Raw genomic sequence first — 17,191 nt, forward strand, 5'->3', positions numbered from 1 at the left:
CGGCCCGTAGGGCGCATAACGCCTACGGCGTTATCCGCCGCCGCCCCGCTCCTATGGGGAGGACATGGAAAAACGCCGCTTCCCCGATCGCGGAAGCGGCGTCATCGACGCGGGCGCCGAATCAGCTCCCGACCACCCGATAACACGGCTCATAGGCCGCGCCACCCGGCAGCTTCATCCGGTGCTGCTTGACGAACGCCTGCAGCAGTTCGTCCAGGCGTCGCATCAGCGCCGGTTCACCGTGGATCTCGTAGGGACCGAACGCCTCGATGGCGCGCACGCCCATTTCCTTGACGTTGCCCGCGACGATTCCGGAAAACGCCCGGCGCAGGTTGGCGGCCAGCTGGTGGGCCGGCAGGTCGGTGCTCAGCTGCAGGCTGGCCATGTTCTCGTGGCTGGGTTCGAAGGGCAGTTGGAACACCGGGTCGATCTTCAGCAGCCAGTTGAAGTGGAAGGCGTCGTTGCGCTCGCGGCGGAACTGCTTGACCTCCTTCAGGCCCTGGGCCATGTGCCGTGCCACTTCGGCCGGGTTGTCGATGATGATCTGGTAGCGCCGCTGGGCGGCTTCGCCGAGGGTGGCGCCGACGAAGGCGTGCAGCTGCTCGAAGTAGGCCGAGGCGCTGCGCGGGCCGGTGAGTACCAGGGGGAAGGGCAGGTCGTGGTTGTCCGGGTGCATGAGGATGCCCAGCAGGTAGAGGAACTCCTCCGCCGTGCCGACCCCGCCGGGGAAGATGATGATGCCGTGGCCGACGCGGACGAAGGCTTCCAGGCGCTTCTCGATGTCCGGCAGGATCACCAGCTCGTTGACGATCGGGTTGGGCGCTTCGGCGGCGATGATTCCCGGCTCGGTCAGGCCCAGGTAGCGGCCGCCGTGGTGGCGCTGCTTGGCGTGGCCGATGGTGGCGCCCTTCATCGGGCCCTTCATCACACCCGGGCCGCAACCGGTGCAGACGTCCAGGTTGCGCAGGCCCAGCTCGTGGCCGACCTTCTTGGTGTACTTGTACTCCTCGGTGCTGATGGAGTGGCCGCCCCAGCACACGACTATCTTCGGCTCCACGCCGGCGCGCAGGGTGCGGGCGTTGCGCAGCAGGTGGAAGACGTAGTCGGTGATGCCCTGCGAGGTCTGCAGGTCGACGCGCTGGTTGTCCAGTTCGTTGGCGGTGTAGACGATGTCGCGCAGCGCGCTGAAGAGCATCTCGCGGGTGCCGGCGATCATCTCGCCGTCGACGAAGGCGTCGGCCGGCGCGTTCAGCAGTTCCAGGCGCACGCCGCGGTCCTGCTGGTTGATGCGCACTTCGAAGTCGCGGTAGGCGTCGAGGATGGTCTTGGCGTTGTCGATCCGCGCGCCGGTGTTGAGGATCGCCAGGGCACACTGGCGGAACAGCTGGTAGATGCTGCCCGAGCCGGCTTCGCTGAGCTGCTGGACTTCACGCTGGGACAGGGTTTCGAGGGTGCCCTTGGGGCTGACTGCGGCATTGATGGTGGGTCTGGGGGACATTACAGCTTCCATTGATGCGGGCGCCCGGGAGGGCGCCTGGGTACTCGACCGCGCACGGGCGGTGTCCTGCCCCGGAGTGGCCGCAAGGGCGGCCCGGTGAGGGTGGGGCTTACCTGGATAGTAGTGCGTGGGGCGCGAGGCGGCGAGTGTTGCGGATGGCCACTATCGGCCTGCGCCGACCCCGGCCACCCGCCCGAGGGGGCGGGAGCCGGACGGCGCGGACGGCGTGTTCAGCTGGCGAAGGCGGCGACCGGGATGCCCTGCTGGTTGGGCAGGTAGCCGTTGCCCAGGGACAGGCTGGGGATCGGCCGCTGCGGGCGCAGGAAGCCCAGCAGCGCGTCCTGGGTGTCCTGCCAGGCCTGCTTGTGCTCGACATCGATGAAGTGCCCGGCGTTGCGGATGGTGCGGAACTCGCAATCGCGGATCAGCTGCTGGAACAGCCGGGCCTCGGCCGGGGTGGTGTAGATATCCAGCTCGCCGTTGAGGAACAGCAGCGGGATGTCGATGGCGGCGAAGCCTTCCATGTAGCTGTCGGCGCTGAGCTTGAGCACCTGGCAGATGTGGAAGTGCATCTGCTGGTACTCGTGCTCGTCGAGGCCGCTGACGTGGCGGAAGTTGTAGCGCTTGAACAGCTGCGGCAGGTAGCGGCCGATGGTGTCGTTGACCAGGTTGGCGACGTTCGGCCGGTCGCAGGCGCCCAGGTAGTCCAGGCCGCGGTGCAGGTAGTCGAGCATCGAGGCGTTGAGCAGCGGCGAGAAGGAGCTGATCACCGCCTTGCGGATGCGGCTCGGGCGCTGGGCCAGGGCCAGCAGGGTGGCCACCCCGCCCCAGGAGAAGGACATCACCACGTCGGCCTGGTAGTGCTCAATCAGGCCGAGCAGCAGTTGCGCCTCGTATTCCTTGGTGATCGGCTCGCGGCAGACGTTGTGCGCCTTGGACCGGCCGGCGTAGGGCTGGTCGTAGCAGACCACGTTGTAGTGCGGTTGCAGGTATTTGACCGTTTGCGCAAAGGAGGCGGTGGTCGCCAGCGAGCCGTTGACCAGGATGATGGTCTGGCGCGCTTCCCTGTTGGCGTGGAACTCCGTGTGTACCCGGTGTTGCAGAATCTCGACGACGGCGGTTTCCGGCCTCATGTCGTTTCCTCCATACGCAGCTCGAATGGAAAGCACCCACGCTTGGGTGCGAGAGAACTACCAGGCAGAAGGAAAGCGCCTCGAGGTGACAGCTTCATGTCACACGGCGAAAGTTCATAATTGCTTATTTTTCAAAAGCTTACGGAAAGCGAATAGCGTTGCGCCAAGCCACTTTCGACGGCTTCGCGCGGGGTCTTACGGCAGGTACGGAAGGCCTGGCGGGGAGGTGCCGGGCGGAAAAAATCTTGTTCGACGTGATGCGTGACCGATGAGTCACACATGGGCCAGAGTTAAGCAGGACGGTTCGTCGGCCGCAACCCCGTTACCGTGGATTTACAGGGGCGCGCGGCGGGGAATCCGACGAGCTGCGTTTTTCCGGCAAAAGGCCAGCGTCCTATTACACTTTCCCACTAGTCGTTTCCTGCGAATCCCTCAGCCGCGGAAGAGGTCGTTGCGCTCCTCCCAGGCCGACACACTGGACGGGTCGGATTCATGGCTGTGCATCCCGCGTTTCGAACCTGGCCGGCTGTCGCCGTGGCGGCCTGCCTGTGCCTGCCCGCCGCCGCGGACGACCGCTACGGCTGCGCGCAGCCGCTGCGCCTGGCGTTCTACCGCAACCAGGTGTTCTACCGCGACGGCCAGGGCCTGGACGCCGACCTCGTGGCCGAGCTGGAACGCCGCAGCGGCTGCCGCTTCGACGTCTCGGTGCAGCCCCGCGCGGCGATCTGGAGCGCCCTGCGGCGTGGCGAGCTGGACCTGGCGACCAGCGGCGTGGCCACCGTCGAACGGCGCCGCTATGCCTACTTCGTGCCTTACCTGTACCTGCGCGAGCGGCTGATCGTGCCGCTGGACCTGGCCAGCGACCTGCGCGGCCTGGACGACTTCCACGGCCTGCCCGGCGTACGCCTGGGCGCCATCGCCGGCTACGACCACGGCCCCTACCTGGACGCCATGCTGCGCATCCTGCGTAGCGAGGGACGGGTGCGCGAGTACCCCGACGAGGCGAGCTGCTTCAGCGCGCTGCTCAATGGCCAGGTGGAGGGGTTGATCGGCCACGAGCTGAGCCTCGCCGGCCTGCTCCGCGACCCGGCCCTGCGCCACCGCTTCCGGGTCATCGACGTCGGTCGCGGCCCCGGTGTGCCGCGTGGGCTGATGCTGGCGCGCGGGCATTTCAGCGCCGCCCAGGCCGCCCAGTGGCAGCGCCTGCTCGAAGACCTGCGGCTGGACGGCACGCTGGTCCGCATCTACCTGCGCAACGCCCCGCTGGATGTGGCGGCGGCGTTGCTCGACAACGGTTATCGGCCGATCCCGGGCGAACAAGGCGAGGCACCATGAGGGCATACAAGAGCGGCGTTCCCCTGCAGGTCCTGGTGACCGGCGCCATCATCCTGGGCATGCTGGCGCTCGGCGCGTCGCTGCTGGTGCAGGGTTACCGCGGCGTCGAGAGCACCCTGGTGGCGGCGGCCGGGGAGGCCGCCGGGCAGCTCGGGGTGACGGTCAACGAGCGCATCCGCCGCCTGCTCGACCCGGCGCAGAACACCCTGCGCCTGCTCAGCTACGACAACGTATCGCAGCTGGACAATCTGCCGGCGCGCCTGGAGCGTCTGCCCATGCTGGCGGAGAACCTGAGCGCCAACACCACCCTCAGCGCGGTCTACATCGGCTACCCGAACGGCGAATTCCTGCTGATCCGCGCGCTGCGCACGGCGAAGGCGCGGCAGGCGCTCAAGGCCCCCGACAAGACGCTGTACCTGGTGCAGACCCAGACCCTCGGCGAGCAGGGCGCGCTGGTCGGCGAGTGGCGCTACTACGACGCCGGGCTGCAACTGCTGCGCCGCGAGGAACGCCCCGACTACCGCTACGACCCGCGCCAGCGCTCCTGGTACAAGGAGGCCTACGCCGGCAGGGGCACGGTGCTGACCCAGCCCTATGTGTTCTTCACCACCCAGGAGATCGGCCTGACCCTGGCGCTGCGCAGCGTCGACGGCGCGGCGGTGATCGGCATGGACGCCTCGGTCGACGACCTCGCCACCGAGATGGGCGGCCTGCGCCAGACGGCGCACACCGAGCTGGCGGTGCTCGGCGGGCAGAATACGGTGATCGCCTACCCGGACCTCAACCGCCTGCTTCGCCACCAGGACCGCGAAGTGCGCCTGGCGCGCCTGGACGAGCTGGGCGTCCCCGCCCTGAGCCGCCTGGCCGAACTCGGCGGCCCGGCCAGCACGCCGCAGGCCTATCGGGTGGGCGACGAGGACTGGTATGGCATCTGGGTGCCGCTGGTGCACTTCGCCAGCGGCCAGGCCAAGGTGCTGATCAGCATCCCCGCCGACGAACTGCTCGCCGGCGCGCGGCAGATGCTGCTGCGCCAGGCGCTGTGGAGCGGGGCGCTGCTGCTGGCGTTGCTGCTGCTCGGCTGGCTGGTCGGCCGGCGCATCGCCCGCCCGCTGCGGGTGCTCTCCGACCAGGTGGGCGCGCTGGCGGCCTTCGACTTCGCCCGCCCGGTGGGGGTGGATTCGAAGATCCGCGAAGTGCGCGAGCTCAGCCGCGTGCTCGGCGGCATGTCGAAAACCATCCACAACTTCCAGGGCATCACCCTCAGCCTCAGCCGCGAGACGCGCCTGGACAGCATGCTCGCCGACGTCCTCTCGCGGTTGGTGGAGGCCACCGGCGTGCTCGGCGGCGCGGTCTACCTGCTGCCGGAGCAGGACAACCGCCTGGTGCAGGCCTGCGCGGTGAACGGCGAGCACTACCCGCAGTCGCTGCTGATCGAGGGCTTCGACGAGGAGAGCCTGGCCGGCCTGCTCGACCAGGTGCTGAGCGGGCGCGGCCGGCACATGGAAGTCTCGCTGCGCAACCGCAGCGAAGAGCTGCTGGGCATCCTGGTCCTGCAGTTGCCGGAGGAGGGCGAGCGCCGGCGCCGGCCGCGGCGGCCGTTCAAACGCTTCGTCGAGGAACTGTCCGGCGCCGCCGCCGTGGCCATCGAGACGCGCCAGCTGATCGAGGCCCAGCAGCGCCTGTTGGACGCCATCATCAAGCTGCTGGCCGACGCCATCGACGCCAAGAGCCCCTACACCGGCGGGCACTGCGAGCGGGTGCCGCAACTGGCCGACATGCTCGTGCAGAAGGCCATCGACGACCGCGCCGGGCCCTACGCCGGCTTCAGCATGAGCGACGCCGAGCGCTACGAATTCCAGATCGCCGCCTGGCTGCACGACTGCGGCAAGATCACCAGTCCGGAATACGTGGTGGACAAGGCCACCAAGCTGGAGACCCTGTACAACCGCCTGCACGAGGTACGCATGCGCTTCGAGGTGCTCTGGCGCGACGCCGACATCCGCTACTGGCAGGGCTGCGCCGGCGGTGGCGACGAAGCGCAGCTGCGCGCCCTGCGCGACGCCGAGCAGCAGGCGCTGCAGGAGGACTTCGCCTTCGTCGCCCAGGCCAACGTTGGCGGCGAGTTCATGAAGGACGAGGACGTGGCGCGCCTGCAACGCATCGGCGAACGCCGCTGGTGGCGCTACTTCGACGACCGCCTGGGCATCTCCCAGGACGAGGCCGAGCGCCTGGTCTCGACCCCGGCCGGGCCTTTGCCGGTGGAGGAGCGCCTGCTCGCCGACAAGCCCTCGCACCAGGTGCCCTGGGGCGAGCGGCGGCCGCCGGTGGCCAAGGACGACCCGCGCAACACCTGGGGTTTCGACATGCGCCTGCCGCCCTTCGCCAGCAACTACGGCGAGCTGTACAACCTGGGCATTCGCCGCGGCACCCTGACCGAGGAAGAGCGCTTCAAGATCAACGAGCACATCGTCCAGACCCTGATGATGCTCAGCGCCCTGCCGTTGCCGCGCAACCTGCGCCGGGTGCCGACCATCGCCGCCAACCACCACGAGAAGATGGACGGCACCGGCTACCCGCGCCGGCTGTCCGGCGCGGACATGAGCATTCCCGAGCGGGTCATGGCGATCGCCGACATCTTCGAGGCGCTGACCGCCGCCGACCGCCCGTACAAGGCGCCCAAGACCCTCTCCGAGTCGCTGAAGATCCTCGCCTTCATGGCCCGCGACCGGCATGTCGACGCCGGGCTGTTCCGCCTGTTCGTCGAGAGTGGGGTGTACCGCGAATACGGCGAGCGCTTCCTGCGCCCGGACCAGATCGATACGGTGGACGAGGCGGCTCTGCTGGCGATAGTCGAGGCGGGCGCCGCCGAAAAAGCCTGACCCGCCGCCCCCTCTCGTAGGAGCGCGCCATGCGCGCGAATCGCATACCGGCGGGCACGGCCTCTCCTACGAAAAGCGCCTCGGCGCAGTCGACAAGGCAGTCGCTCCTACGCAGGGGGCAAGGCAAAAAAAGACCCGCGCGGGGCGGGTCGGAAAATCGCCGCAGGAGAGAGCGCGGCGAGCGTGGTTCCGGTTCCTCAGGCGCTGGCCGGCTCACCGCCACGGCGAGCCAGGCGGCGCCAGGCACGGTACAGCGGCAGGCCGAGCATCAGCGCCACCAGCGCCCAGGTGCCGATGGCGATGGGGCTGGACCAGAGGATGCCCAGTTCGCCGTTGGAGATCGACAGCGCGCGACGCAGGTTCTGCTCCATCAGCCCGCCGAGGATGAAGCCCAGCAGCAGCGGCGACAGCGGGAAGTCGAGCTTGCGCAGGATGTAGCCGAGGATGCCGATGGCCACCATCAGGAACAGGTCGAAGGTGGTGGCGTGCACCGCGTACACGCCGATCGCGGTGATGATCGCGATGCCCGGCACCAGCGCCCAGTTCGGCACCGCGAGGATGCGGGTGAACACCCGCACCATCGGCACGTTGAGGATGATCAGCATCAGGTTGGCGACGAACAGCGAGGCGATCAGGCCCCAGACGATGTTCGGCTGCTCCTGGAACAGCAGCGGGCCGGGGGTGATGTTGTACAGGCTGAGCGCGCCGATCATCACCGCCGTGGTGCCCGAGCCGGGCACGCCCAAGGTCAGCATCGGCACCAGGGCGCCGCAGGCGGACGCGCCGATGGCGGTTTCCGGGGCGGCCAGGCCGCGCAGGTCGCCCTGGCCGAACTTGCCCTTGGCGCCGGCGTACTTCTTCTCGGTCATGTAGGCCACCGCGCTGGCCAGGGTGGCGCCGGCGCCGGGCAGCACGCCCATGATGAAGCCGAGCAGGCCGCAGCGCAGGTTGACCACGAACACCGCGCCGGCTTCCTTGAGGTTGAACAGCATGCGCCCGCTGGCTTCCACGGCCTTGTGCCCGTGGTGGGTCTTTTCCAGCAGCAGGAGAATCTCGCTGACCGAGAACAGGCCCAGCACCAGCACCACGAACTGGATGCCGTCGGCGACGTGGATGCTGTCGAAGGTGAAGCGGTACACGCCGCTGTTGGCGTCGATGCCGACGCTCGACAGGAACAGCCCGAGCAGCGCCGCCAGCAGGGTCTTCAAAGGCCGGTCGCCGGCCAGGCCGCCGAGCGCGACTATGGCGAAGACCATCAGCACGAAGTACTCCGCCGGGCCGAAGGCGATCGCCCACTTCGCCAGCAGCGGGGCGAACAGCACCATACCGCAGGTGGCGATGAAAGCGCCGATGAACGAGCTCCAGGCCGACAGTGACAGCGCCACGCCGGCCAGGCCCTGGCGCGCCATGGGGTAGCCGTCGAGGGTGGTCATCACCGTGGACGCCTCGCCGGGGATGTTCAGCAGGATCGAGGAAATCCGCCCGCCGTATTCGCAGCCCAGGTACACTGCGGCCAGCAGGATCAGCGCCGACTCCGGCGGCAGGCCGAGGGCGAAGGCCACCGGAATCAGCAGCGCCACGCCGTTGATCGGGCCCAGGCCCGGCAGCAGGCCGACCACGGTGCCGATCAGCGTGCCGATCAGTGCGGTGATGAGGTTGTAGGGGCTCAGGGCGACGCCGAAGCCCTGGCCGAGATAACCCAGCGTATCCATGACGGCCTCCTCAGAAGGGCAGGAAGTCGAGGACGCCACGCGGCAGCGGGACGTCCAGCGAACGGTCGAAGAGCAGGTACAGGCCGATGCTCAGCAGCGTGCAGGTGAGCACGCTGAGCGCCGGCCTGCCGCCGTAGAGCAGGGCGATGAAGCTGCCCACCAGGGCGCTGGCGAGGATGAAGCCCAGCGGCTCGAAGAGCCCGGCGTAGACCAGCAGCAGGCCGACGCAGGCCACCACCTTGCGCAGCAGCGCGCCTTCCAGCGGCGCTTCGTCGTCGTGGCGCGCCGGGGCGGGGCGCAGGATCAGCCAGGCCAGGCCGATCACCATCAGCGCCAGGCACAGCAGCGGGTAGGCGCGCGGGCCCACCGGTTCGTAGGAGAAGGGCGCCTGGTAGTTCCAGGCGATGGTCGCGAGGCCGAGACAGGCCAGCAGCCAGGCAGCGGCGAACAGCCGCTGCGGCAGCGAGTGGGGGGCGTGCATGGGGGTGTCCTCGCGGCTTACTGGATCAGGCCGAAGTCATGGGCCAGCTGGCGGTAGCGGGCGACCTGCTGCTTGACGTAGGTGTCCAGCTCCGGCCCGGTCATGGCGAAGGGGAACAGCTCGCGCTGGTCGCGCAGCTTGGCGAAGTCCTCGGAGGCCAGCAGCTTGTCGAACGAGGCCTTCCAGAACTGGTACTCCTCGTCGCTGACCTTGGGCCCGACGTAGAAGCCGCGCACCACCGGCCAGACGATGTCGAAGCCCTGCTCCTTGGCGGTGGGGATGTCCTGCATGCCTTCGTCCTGCAGGCGTTGCTCGGCGAACACCGCGAGCAGGCGCATCTTGCCGGCGCGGATGTGCGGCATGGAGTCGGAGATGTCCGTGCTGCCGACCTGGATGTGCCCGCCGAGCAGCGCCGTGGCGATCTCGCCGCCGCCTTCCAGGGCGACGTAGCGCAGCTGCTTGGGGTCGATGCCGGCGGCCTTGGCGACCAGCGCGGTCTGCATCCAGTCCTGGCTGCCGACGGTGCCGCCGGAGCCGATCACCACCTTGCCGGGGTCGGCCTTCAGCGCGGCCACCAGGTCGGCGAGGTTCTTGTACGGCGAGTCGTTGCGCACGGCGATGGCGCCGTAGCTGGTGCCGATGGCGGCCAGCCACTTCACCGCGTTCTCGTCGTAGCGGCCGAACTTGCCCTGGGCCAGGTTCAGCAGCGAGCCGCTGGAGAAGGCGGTGATGCTGTTGCCGTCGGCCGGGCGCTGGGCGACCACGGCGTTGTAGGCGACCGCGCCGACGCCGCCGGGCATGTAGGTGACGCGCATCGGGCTGGACAGCAGCTTCTCGTCCAGCAGGGCGCTCTGCGCCAGCTTGCAGGTCAGGTCGAAACCGCCGCCGGGGGCGGCCGGGGCGATGCATTCCGGGCGCTTGGGCTCGGCCTGGGCGGCGCCGGCGAGCAGCGCGCCGGCGGCGAGCAGCAGGGACAGGGAGCGGAGCTTGGTCATGTGCGGGGCCTCGTTCTTGTTGTTGTTTACCAGATCGCCAGGGAATAGGTCAGGTAGACCCGGGTCTCGTCGGCGTTGCGGGCGAAGTTGGAGCGATAGGTGGCGTTGCGCAGGCGCACGCCGAAGTCCTTCAGCGGGCCGCTCTGCACCACGTACTTGAGGTCGGTGTTGCGCTCCCATTCGCGGCCTTCGCCGCTGCGCCCGTTGACCTCGGCGTTGTCGCCCTTGAGGTAGCGGTTCATCAGGGTCAGGCCGGGCAGGCCGAGGGCGGCGAAGTCGAAGTCGTGGCGCAGTTGCCAGGAACGCTCGTGGGCCTCGGCGAAGTCGCCGACCTGGACGAAGTTCACCAGGTAGGGGTTGCTGCCGTCGATGTAGGGGAAGGAGGTGTCGCCGTCCATCTGCTGCCAGCCGACGCTGAACTTGTTGGCGCCGATGGCGTAGCCGAGCATGAAGTTGAACGAGCGGTTGTCGATGCGGCCGCCGCGCGCGGCGCCGTCGTCGTCGCTGATCGCCAGGCGCCAGTCGCTGCTCAGCTTGCCCTCGCCCAGCTTGTGGCTGGTGAGCAGGCCGACGAAATGCTGGCGGTACACCTCGTCCAGTTCGGCGTAGTGGTAGCGGCCGCTGAAGTGCTCGTCGAAGCGGTAGTCGCCGCCGGCCAGGTCGTAGTGCTCGCCGGCCACGGCGCCGCTGAAGCGCTTGTTCTTGTTGTTCAGCGCCAGGTCCTGGTAGTCGGTGGAGTCGCGGTCCTTGGCCTTCTCCAGGCGCCCGCCGGTGAAGTCCAGGCCGGGCAGGTCGCGGGACTCCAGCAGGCCGCCTTCGAAGGTCTGCGGGAACAGGCGGCTGTCGTTGGGCTGCAGGGTCGGCAGGTCGGGGATCAGGCTGCCCAGGCGCAGCTCGGTCTTCGAAATCTTGAACTTGGCGGTCAGGCCGAGCTTGCTGTACTCGTCGGCGGCGCGGCCGTCGTCGTGGGTCGGCAGCAGGCCGCTGCCGGTGCGGTCGGGGCTGGAGTCGAGCTTCAGGCCGAGCATGCCCATGGCGTCCAGGCCGACGCCGATCGTGCCGTCGGTGAAGCCGGACTGGTAGTCGAGGATGAAACCCTGCGCCCACTCCTCGCGCTTGGACTGGCCGGCGCCGTCGCGGAAGTCGCGGTTGAAGTAGATGTTCTGCGCTTGCAGCTTGAGGCTGCTGTCTTCGATGAAGCCGGAAGCGTTGGCTTCGCCGGCGAGACCGCCGAGGGCCAGGGCCGCGCCGAAGCCGGCGGGGAAGACGCGAGTGAATGCGGGAACGGCCGCGCGGGCCTTGTGCTGGACAGGCAGCATGGGTGGACTCCGTTTCTTGTTCTTGTTTGTGTCACGGTGGCGCCACGCCGCCAGCCGAATCGGGACGATCTGCGTCGTCTGCCGGCGATCCTAGCGCCGCTGCCTTTCACCAGGCTTTCAGCCGTTCACAGGCGATCACATGCGGTTACACTGCGCCGAACCATCCGCTTCCGAACGAGGAAATCCGCCGTGCGTATCCTTCTGGTCGAAGACCATCCGCAGCTGGGCGAAAGCGTGCAGCTGGCCCTCAAGGGCGCCGGCTGGACGGTGGACCTGCTGCGCGACGGCGTGGCCGCCGACCTGGCCCTGGCCAGCGAGGAGTACGCCCTGGCGATCCTCGACGTGGGCTTGCCGCGCCTCGACGGCTTCGAGGTGCTGGCGCGCCTGCGCGGGCGCGGCAAGACCCTGCCGGTGCTGATGCTGACCGCGCGCGGCGAGGTGAAGGATCGCGTCCACGGCCTCAACCTCGGCGCCGACGACTACCTGGCCAAGCCCTTCGAGCTGAGCGAACTGGAAGCGCGGGTCAAGGCCTTGCTGCGGCGCAGCGTGCTCGGCGGCGAGCAGCAGCAGAGTTGCGGTGATCTGGTCTACGACCTCGGTGCGCGGCGCTTCAGCCTGGCCGGCGAGGCGCTGGCCCTGACCTCCCGCGAGCAGGCCGTGCTGGAGGCGCTGATCGCCCGCCCGGGCCGCGTGCTGAGCAAGGAACAACTGGCCGCCCAGGTGTTCGGCCTGGACCAGGACGCCAGCGCCGACGCCATCGAAATCTACGTGCACCGCCTGCGCAAGAAGCTCGAAGGCGGCGCGGTGCGCATCGTCACCTTCCGTGGCCTGGGCTACCTGCTCGAGGCCGTGGATGGCTGAGCGGCGCCTGGCCTTGCCGGGCTCCGGCAGCCTGCGCTGGCGGCTGCTCTGGCGCCTCGGCGGGCTGCTGCTGATCCTGCTGCTGCTGGGCAGCCTGAGCACCTACCAGCGCGCCCGCAACGCCTCCGACATCGCCTACGACCGCACCCTGCTGGCCTCGGCGCGGAACATCGCCGACGGCCTCTACGACAGCGACGGCATGTTGCGCGCCAACGTGCCCTACGTGGCGCTGGACAGCTTCGCCTACGACAGCGCCGGGCGCATCTTCTACCAGGTGATCGACACCCGCGGGCAGTCGATCTCCGGCTACGAGAACCTGCCGGCGCCACCGCCCGGCACGCCGCGCACCGACGACTACCCGGCGCTGGCGCGTTTCTACGACAGCGAGTACCAGGGCCAGGGCGTGCGCGTGGTCAGCCTGTCGCAGCCGGTCAGCCAGCCGACGGTCAACGGCATGGCCGAGATCCGCGTGGCCGAGACCCTCGGCGCCCGCGAGCGCCTGGCCCGCGAACTGCTCGCCGACACCCTGCTGAACCTGGCGCTGTCGGCGCTGGCCGCGCTGGCCATGGTCTGGTACGCGGTGAGCGCCGGCCTGCGCCCGCTCGACCGCCTGCGCGCGGCGGTGGCCGAGCGCCAGGCCGACGACCTGCGGCCGCTGCCGGAAGTCGCCGTGCAACGCGAGCTGCGCCCGCTGGTGACGGCACTGAACCATTTCACCGTGCGCCTGCGCAGCCTGTTCGAGCGCCAGTCGCAGTTCATCGCCGACGCCTCCCACGAGCTGCGCACGCCCCTGGCCGCGCTCAAGGCGCGCCTGGAGCTGGGCTTGCGCGAGCAAGAGCCGCAGCGTTGGCGGGAAACCCTGCAGGCGGCGGTGCAGGACACCGACCGGGTCACCGGCCTGGCCAACCAGCTGCTGTCGCTGGCGCGGGTAGAGAGTGGCGCGCGCGCCATCGCCGAGGGCGGCGGCGAATCCATCGAGCTGGGCCGTCTGGCCCGCGAGCAAGGTATGGTGCTGGCGCCGCTGGCCCACGCGCGCGGCGTGGCGCTGGCCCTGGAGGCGGAGCGGCCGGTGTGGATCAAGGGCGACCCGACGCTGCTCCACGAACTGCTCGACAACCTGGTGGGCAACGCCCTGGACCATGCGACCGGCAACGTGGTGATTCGCGTGGTCGCGCCGGCGCTGCTGGAAGTGGAAGACGACGGGCCGGGGATTCCGGCGGAGGAGCGCGACAAGGTGTTCGGCCGCTTCTACCGGCGTCGCCAGGAAGGCACCGGGCTGGGCCTGGCGATCGTCGGCGAGGTCTGCGCCGCGCACCGGGCGAACATCGAACTGGCCCACGGCGAGCTGGGCGGGCTGCTGGTGCGGGTGAGCTTCCCGGCGGAGGAGCCCAGGTTCGATTAGGTGGGGGGAGAGGTATCAGTGCGCACCGAGGCGAACGTGTTTGCCGGCGAGCTTCGAATTGGCAGTCCACCCCGAACGGTCCCCTCTCCCTTCAGGGCGGGGCGCGCAGCCGAGGGTTAGAGAGAGGGGAGGAGTCAATCCAGAGGCCGAAGCTCCCGCCAGACACCATTCGCGAGCAAGCTCGCTCCTACGAAAAGCGAGTGCCCGAGCGGTTACTGCAACATCCCCATCGCCGCTTCCATCGCCGCCGACAGGTCCTCGTCCTCGCTGAGGTTGGCGTTCGGGTCGATGCCCAGCTTGGCGAAGGCTGGGATGCCGCTCCAGTCCATCTCGGTGTACGGATGCTGGCTGCCCAGGTAGCTCTGCAGCGTGGCGACCTGGACGATGTCCACGTAGTCGGCCTTGCCCGAGTCGCGCTGGAAGTTCAGGTACTGGCCGGGCACCGCGGCGATCGGCGCGGGGAATTCCCAGGCCTTGAGGATGCGGTCGCCGATGATCGGGTGGATGCGCTCGATCACGTGGTTGAGGCTGATCGAGTCGGCCAGCAGTTCGCCGTGTTCCTCGGCGTAGGTGAGGATCGGCAGCACGCCGATCTGGTGCACCAGGCCGGCCAGGGTCGCCTGGTCAGGCATCAGCCGGGTGTAGTGGCGGCACAGGGCGTGGCAGATGCCGGCGATCTCGGTGCTCTTGTTCCACACCTCGCGCATCTTGCGGTCGACCACGTCGGAGGTGGCCTGGAACATCTGCTCCATGGCCAGGCCGGTGGCCAGGTTGCTGGTGTAGTTGATGCCCAGGCGGCCGATGGCCATCTGCAGGTCGGTGATTTCCTTGTTGGTGCGCAGCAGCGGGCTGTTCACCACCTTGATGATGCGCGCGGTGAGGGCGGCGTCGTTGCCGATCACCTTGGCCAGGTCCTGGATGCTGATGTCCGGGTCTTCCGCCGCCTCGCGGACCCGCAGTGCCACTTCCGGCAGGGTGGGCAGAACCAGCTCGTCGTTATCGATGGCCCGCAGCAGTTCCTGTTGTACTTTTTCGGCAAGCTTGCTCATGGCATTTCCTTGAGGGACGCCGGGCTCCCCACCCGGCAGGCAATTCGGTCAGCGCTGGATTTCGCGGTCGCTGTCCAGCACGTAGGGCAGCGACAGCAGGCGCAGGGCCGGGCCGTCCTCGGCCTGGCCGAGGCGCACGCGGCCGTCGGCCACGGCGTCGTCCTGCAGCACCGCGAGCAGCTCGATGCCCTCGGCGGCGCGGGCGGCCAGCACCACTTCGCCGACGCTGCTGCCGTGCACCGGCGAGAACAGTTCGGCACCCGGCTCCGGCACTTCGGCGGCGTCCAGCGCGAGGCGATGCAGGCGGCGCTTGAGGCGGCCGAGGTACTGCATGCGCGCGACGATTTCCTGGCCGGTGTAGCAGCCTTTCTTGAAGCTCACGCCACCCACCGCCTGCAGGTTGATCATCTGCGGGATGAACAGCTCGCGGGTGGCGCCGAAGACCTGGCCCACGCCGGCGCGCACCTGGCCCAGCAGCCAGTCGTTCAGGTTGCCTTCGGCGAGGCCGGCGTCCAGCGCCTCGCGCACTTCGCCGGCGCGCTCGGCCGGCACCCACAGCTCGGCGCGGCCCTGGCCGAGGCTGATCGCCAGCAGGTCGCCGTGGCGCGCCACGCGCTCGGCTTCGGCGGGCAGTTGCAGGCCTAGGCCGGCGAGCACCGCGTCAGCGCCGTTCAGGCCGAAGCGCAGCCAGGTGGCGCTGTCGTCGCTCAGGCTGGCCTTGGAGAACACCGCGTACTTCTTCAGGTCCGTCAGCTGCGCGTCGAGCAGCTCGGCGGCCATCGCCAGCAGGTAGCCATCGCCCTCGGCGAGGATGCGGAAGCTGGAGGTCATGCGCCCCTTGGGGGTGCAGCGACCGCCCAGGCTGGCGGTGTCCGCGTCGAGGTAATTGAGGTTGCAGGTCAGCTGGCCCTGGAGGAACTTGGCGGCGTCCGGGCCACGAACGGCGAGGACTCCTTCGTGGGTCAGGGCGGTGTAGAACGCGGAATCGGCCATTGCGGGTCGCTGGAAGAAAGTTGGGGCCTCATGATAGAGCCGGGGCTGGCGCTTGTCAGCGGGTGCCGGCGGGCGGGGGCATGCGTATAATGCCGCTCGCTTCACGGATTCGGACTGGCGCCGTGCCGTGGGGCTTCCGATGTAGCGCCGAGGACCCGCAGATGACCGACGAAACCGAACTGAAACGACTCTTCTGGCACAGCCGCCGCGGCATGCTGGAGCTGGACGTGCTGCTGGTGCCCTTCGTGCAGGAGGTCTACCCGGGCCTGGACGCCGAGAACCAGGCGCGTTTCCGCAAGCTGCTGGAGTGCGAGGACCAGGACATGTTCGGCTGGTTCATGCAGCGCGGCGAGCCGGAAGACGCCGACCTGCGCCACATCGTGCGCATGATCCTGGACCGTGTCCAACCGAAGTGAACCCTTCGAGTGCCGCTGGCGACCGTCCATCCGGTTGCTCGCGGCCTACCTGGCGAGCCTGACGCTCGCCGTGGCGGCGCTGTGCCTGGCCGCCATTCCCGCTCTCTGGCAGGCCACCGGCCTGCTGCTATGCCTGATCCACGCCCTGTGGGTGCTGCCGCGCCATGTCCTGCTGTACAGCCGCCACGCCTACGCGGCCCTGCGCCATGACGGCGACGGCTGGCAGCTGTGGAGCCCGGCCAGGGGCTGGGAGAGGGTGCAATTGCGCGCCGACAGCCTGGCGCTGCCGGCGCTTGTCCTGTTGCGCTTCCGTCCGTCGGGCAGTCGCTTGAGCCGGGGCCTGTGCCTGCCGGCCGACAGCCTGGGCGCCGACGACCACCGTCGCCTGCGCCTGCGGCTGCGCTTCAGTCCCGGAAGATGGTCGGCGCCAGGATAGTGTCGCGGGCCTCGGGCAACAGCTCGGGGTAGTCCAGGGTGTAGTGCAGGCCGCGGCTTTCCTTGCGCTGCATGGCCGAGAGGATGATCAGCTCGGCCACCTGCGCCAGGTTGCGCAGTTCGATCAGGTCACGGCTGACCTTGTAGTTGCTGTAGAACTCGTCGATCTCGCTGAGCAGCAGCTGCACCCGGTGCTGGGCGCGCGCCAGGCGCTTGTTGGTGCGCACGATGCCGACGTAGTCCCACATGAATCGCCGCAGTTCATCCCAGTTGTGCGCAATGATCACGTCCTCGTCGGAGTCAGTGACCTGGCTCGCATCCCAGCTCGGCAGCGCCTGCGGCTCCGGGGTCTGGGCCAGGCGCGCCTGGATGTCGGCGGCGGCCGAGCGGGCGTAGACGAAGCACTCCAGCAGCGAGTTGCTGGCCATGCGGTTGGCGCCGTGCAGGCCGGTGAAGCTGGTTTCGCCCATGGCGTAGAGGTTCGGCACGTCGGTGTGGCCGTGTTCGTCCACCAGCACGCCGCCGCAGGTGTAGTGGGCGGCCGGCACCACCGGGATGGGCTCGCGGGTGATGTCGATGCCGAAGCCCAGGCAGCGCTCGTAGACGGTGGGGAAGTGCTCGCGGATGAATTCGGCTGGCTTGTGGCTGATGTCCAGGTACACGCAGTCCGCGCCCAGGCGCTT

15 protein-coding genes are annotated in these 17,191 nt (G+C 69.0%); 6 read left to right on the plus strand and 9 right to left on the minus strand.

The features are described 5' to 3' along the window. Positions 1-121: 121 nt before the first annotated feature. Entirely contained in the window at positions 122-1,498 is a 1,377-nt protein-coding gene (ppnN, locus tag P3W75_RS13060; protein ID WP_276227771.1) for a nucleotide 5'-monophosphate nucleosidase PpnN, read from the minus strand. Between the two features lie 230 nt (positions 1,499-1,728). Next, complete coding sequence (locus tag P3W75_RS13065) at positions 1,729-2,631, minus strand: alpha/beta fold hydrolase (protein ID WP_276227772.1); 903 nt, start codon at positions 2,629-2,631, stop codon at positions 1,729-1,731. A 492-nt stretch (positions 2,632-3,123) separates the two neighbouring features. Between P3W75_RS13065 and P3W75_RS13070 the strand changes: the two genes are divergently transcribed. Continuing rightward, positions 3,124-3,966, plus strand: a complete 843-nt coding sequence (locus tag P3W75_RS13070; protein WP_276227773.1) for a substrate-binding periplasmic protein — start codon at positions 3,124-3,126, stop codon at positions 3,964-3,966. Next, a complete protein-coding gene (locus P3W75_RS13075) occupies positions 3,963-6,845 on the plus strand; it encodes an HD domain-containing phosphohydrolase (RefSeq protein ID WP_276227774.1) in 2,883 nt (960 codons plus the stop codon). The genes P3W75_RS13070 and P3W75_RS13075 overlap by 4 nt, the downstream gene beginning before the upstream one ends. Positions 6,846-7,042: 197 nt before the next feature. On the opposite strand, the gene P3W75_RS13080 is transcribed toward P3W75_RS13075, so the two are convergent. From P3W75_RS13080 to P3W75_RS13095, 4 genes are read right to left on the minus strand one after another with little or no spacing between them, the layout of a single operon-like run. Further along, entirely contained in the window at positions 7,043-8,557 is a 1,515-nt protein-coding gene (locus tag P3W75_RS13080; RefSeq protein WP_276227775.1) for a tripartite tricarboxylate transporter permease, read from the minus strand. Positions 8,558-8,567: 10 nt separating this feature from the next. Beyond that, complete coding sequence (locus P3W75_RS13085) at positions 8,568-9,038, minus strand: tripartite tricarboxylate transporter TctB family protein (RefSeq protein ID WP_276227776.1); 471 nt, start codon at positions 9,036-9,038, stop codon at positions 8,568-8,570. A 17-nt stretch (positions 9,039-9,055) separates the two neighbouring features. Beyond that, a complete protein-coding gene (locus P3W75_RS13090) occupies positions 9,056-10,033 on the minus strand; it encodes a Bug family tripartite tricarboxylate transporter substrate binding protein (RefSeq protein ID WP_276227777.1) in 978 nt (325 codons plus the stop codon). Between the two features lie 26 nt (positions 10,034-10,059). Beyond that, positions 10,060-11,352: an OprD family porin gene (locus P3W75_RS13095; protein ID WP_276227778.1), complete on the minus strand. Its 1,293-nt coding sequence runs from the start codon at positions 11,350-11,352 to the stop codon at positions 10,060-10,062. Positions 11,353-11,541: 189 nt separating this feature from the next. Between P3W75_RS13095 and P3W75_RS13100 the strand changes: the two genes are divergently transcribed. Further along, a complete protein-coding gene (locus tag P3W75_RS13100) occupies positions 11,542-12,213 on the plus strand; it encodes a response regulator (protein WP_276227780.1) in 672 nt (223 codons plus the stop codon). After that, a complete protein-coding gene (locus P3W75_RS13105) occupies positions 12,206-13,615 on the plus strand; it encodes a sensor histidine kinase (RefSeq protein WP_430765370.1) in 1,410 nt (469 codons plus the stop codon). The genes P3W75_RS13100 and P3W75_RS13105 overlap by 8 nt, the downstream gene beginning before the upstream one ends. Positions 13,616-13,827: 212 nt before the next feature. Here P3W75_RS13105 and P3W75_RS13110 read toward each other — a convergent pair whose 3' ends face one another. Further along, entirely contained in the window at positions 13,828-14,664 is an 837-nt protein-coding gene (locus P3W75_RS13110) for an HDOD domain-containing protein (RefSeq protein ID WP_276227781.1), read from the minus strand. A 48-nt stretch (positions 14,665-14,712) separates the two neighbouring features. Continuing rightward, positions 14,713-15,657, minus strand: coding sequence for a YgfZ/GcvT domain-containing protein (locus tag P3W75_RS13115; protein WP_276227782.1), 945 nt, complete (start codon positions 15,655-15,657; stop codon positions 14,713-14,715). Between the two features lie 161 nt (positions 15,658-15,818). Here P3W75_RS13115 and P3W75_RS13120 point away from each other — a divergent pair, with 161 nt between their 5' ends. Continuing rightward, positions 15,819-16,073, plus strand: a complete 255-nt coding sequence (locus tag P3W75_RS13120) for a succinate dehydrogenase assembly factor 2 (protein ID WP_074978862.1) — start codon at positions 15,819-15,821, stop codon at positions 16,071-16,073. After that, positions 16,057-16,509 (plus strand): protein YgfX, encoded by a 453-nt coding sequence (locus tag P3W75_RS13125; RefSeq protein WP_276227783.1) that lies wholly within the window; start codon positions 16,057-16,059, stop codon positions 16,507-16,509. The genes P3W75_RS13120 and P3W75_RS13125 overlap by 17 nt, the downstream gene beginning before the upstream one ends. Here P3W75_RS13125 and P3W75_RS13130 read toward each other — a convergent pair. Beyond that, positions 16,478-17,191 (minus strand): FAD-binding protein (locus tag P3W75_RS13130; protein WP_276227784.1); only part of this gene is annotated, 714 nt, incomplete at its 5' end. The two genes, P3W75_RS13125 and P3W75_RS13130, sit on opposite strands and share 32 nt — an antisense overlap.

Origin of the sequence: Pseudomonas citronellolis (genome assembly GCF_029335315.1) — a bacterium.
In the GTDB taxonomy this organism is placed as follows: domain Bacteria; phylum Pseudomonadota; class Gammaproteobacteria; order Pseudomonadales; family Pseudomonadaceae; genus Pseudomonas; species Pseudomonas citronellolis_A.

Excerpts from the sequence above, each read along its gene's own strand:
- P3W75_RS13080 (WP_276227775.1), bottom strand. The coding sequence starts at position 8,557 with ATGGATACGCTGGGTTATCTCGGCCAGGGCTTCGGCGTCGCCCTGAGC.
- P3W75_RS13075 (WP_276227774.1), top strand. The coding sequence starts at position 3,963 with ATGAGGGCATACAAGAGCGGCGTTCCCCTGCAGGTCCTGGTGACCGGC.
- P3W75_RS13115 (WP_276227782.1), bottom strand. The coding sequence starts at position 15,657 with ATGGCCGATTCCGCGTTCTACACCGCCCTGACCCACGAAGGAGTCCTC.
- P3W75_RS13090 (WP_276227777.1), bottom strand. The coding sequence starts at position 10,033 with ATGACCAAGCTCCGCTCCCTGTCCCTGCTGCTCGCCGCCGGCGCGCTG.
- ppnN (WP_276227771.1), bottom strand. The coding sequence starts at position 1,498 with ATGTCCCCCAGACCCACCATCAATGCCGCAGTCAGCCCCAAGGGCACC.
- P3W75_RS13085 (WP_276227776.1), bottom strand. The coding sequence starts at position 9,038 with ATGCACGCCCCCCACTCGCTGCCGCAGCGGCTGTTCGCCGCTGCCTGG.
- P3W75_RS13110 (WP_276227781.1), bottom strand. The coding sequence starts at position 14,664 with ATGAGCAAGCTTGCCGAAAAAGTACAACAGGAACTGCTGCGGGCCATC.
- P3W75_RS13070 (WP_276227773.1), top strand. The coding sequence starts at position 3,124 with ATGGCTGTGCATCCCGCGTTTCGAACCTGGCCGGCTGTCGCCGTGGCG.
- P3W75_RS13105 (WP_430765370.1), top strand. The coding sequence starts at position 12,206 with ATGGCTGAGCGGCGCCTGGCCTTGCCGGGCTCCGGCAGCCTGCGCTGG.
- P3W75_RS13065 (WP_276227772.1), bottom strand. The coding sequence starts at position 2,631 with ATGAGGCCGGAAACCGCCGTCGTCGAGATTCTGCAACACCGGGTACAC.
- P3W75_RS13095 (WP_276227778.1), bottom strand. The coding sequence starts at position 11,352 with ATGCTGCCTGTCCAGCACAAGGCCCGCGCGGCCGTTCCCGCATTCACT.
- P3W75_RS13120 (WP_074978862.1), top strand. The coding sequence starts at position 15,819 with ATGACCGACGAAACCGAACTGAAACGACTCTTCTGGCACAGCCGCCGC.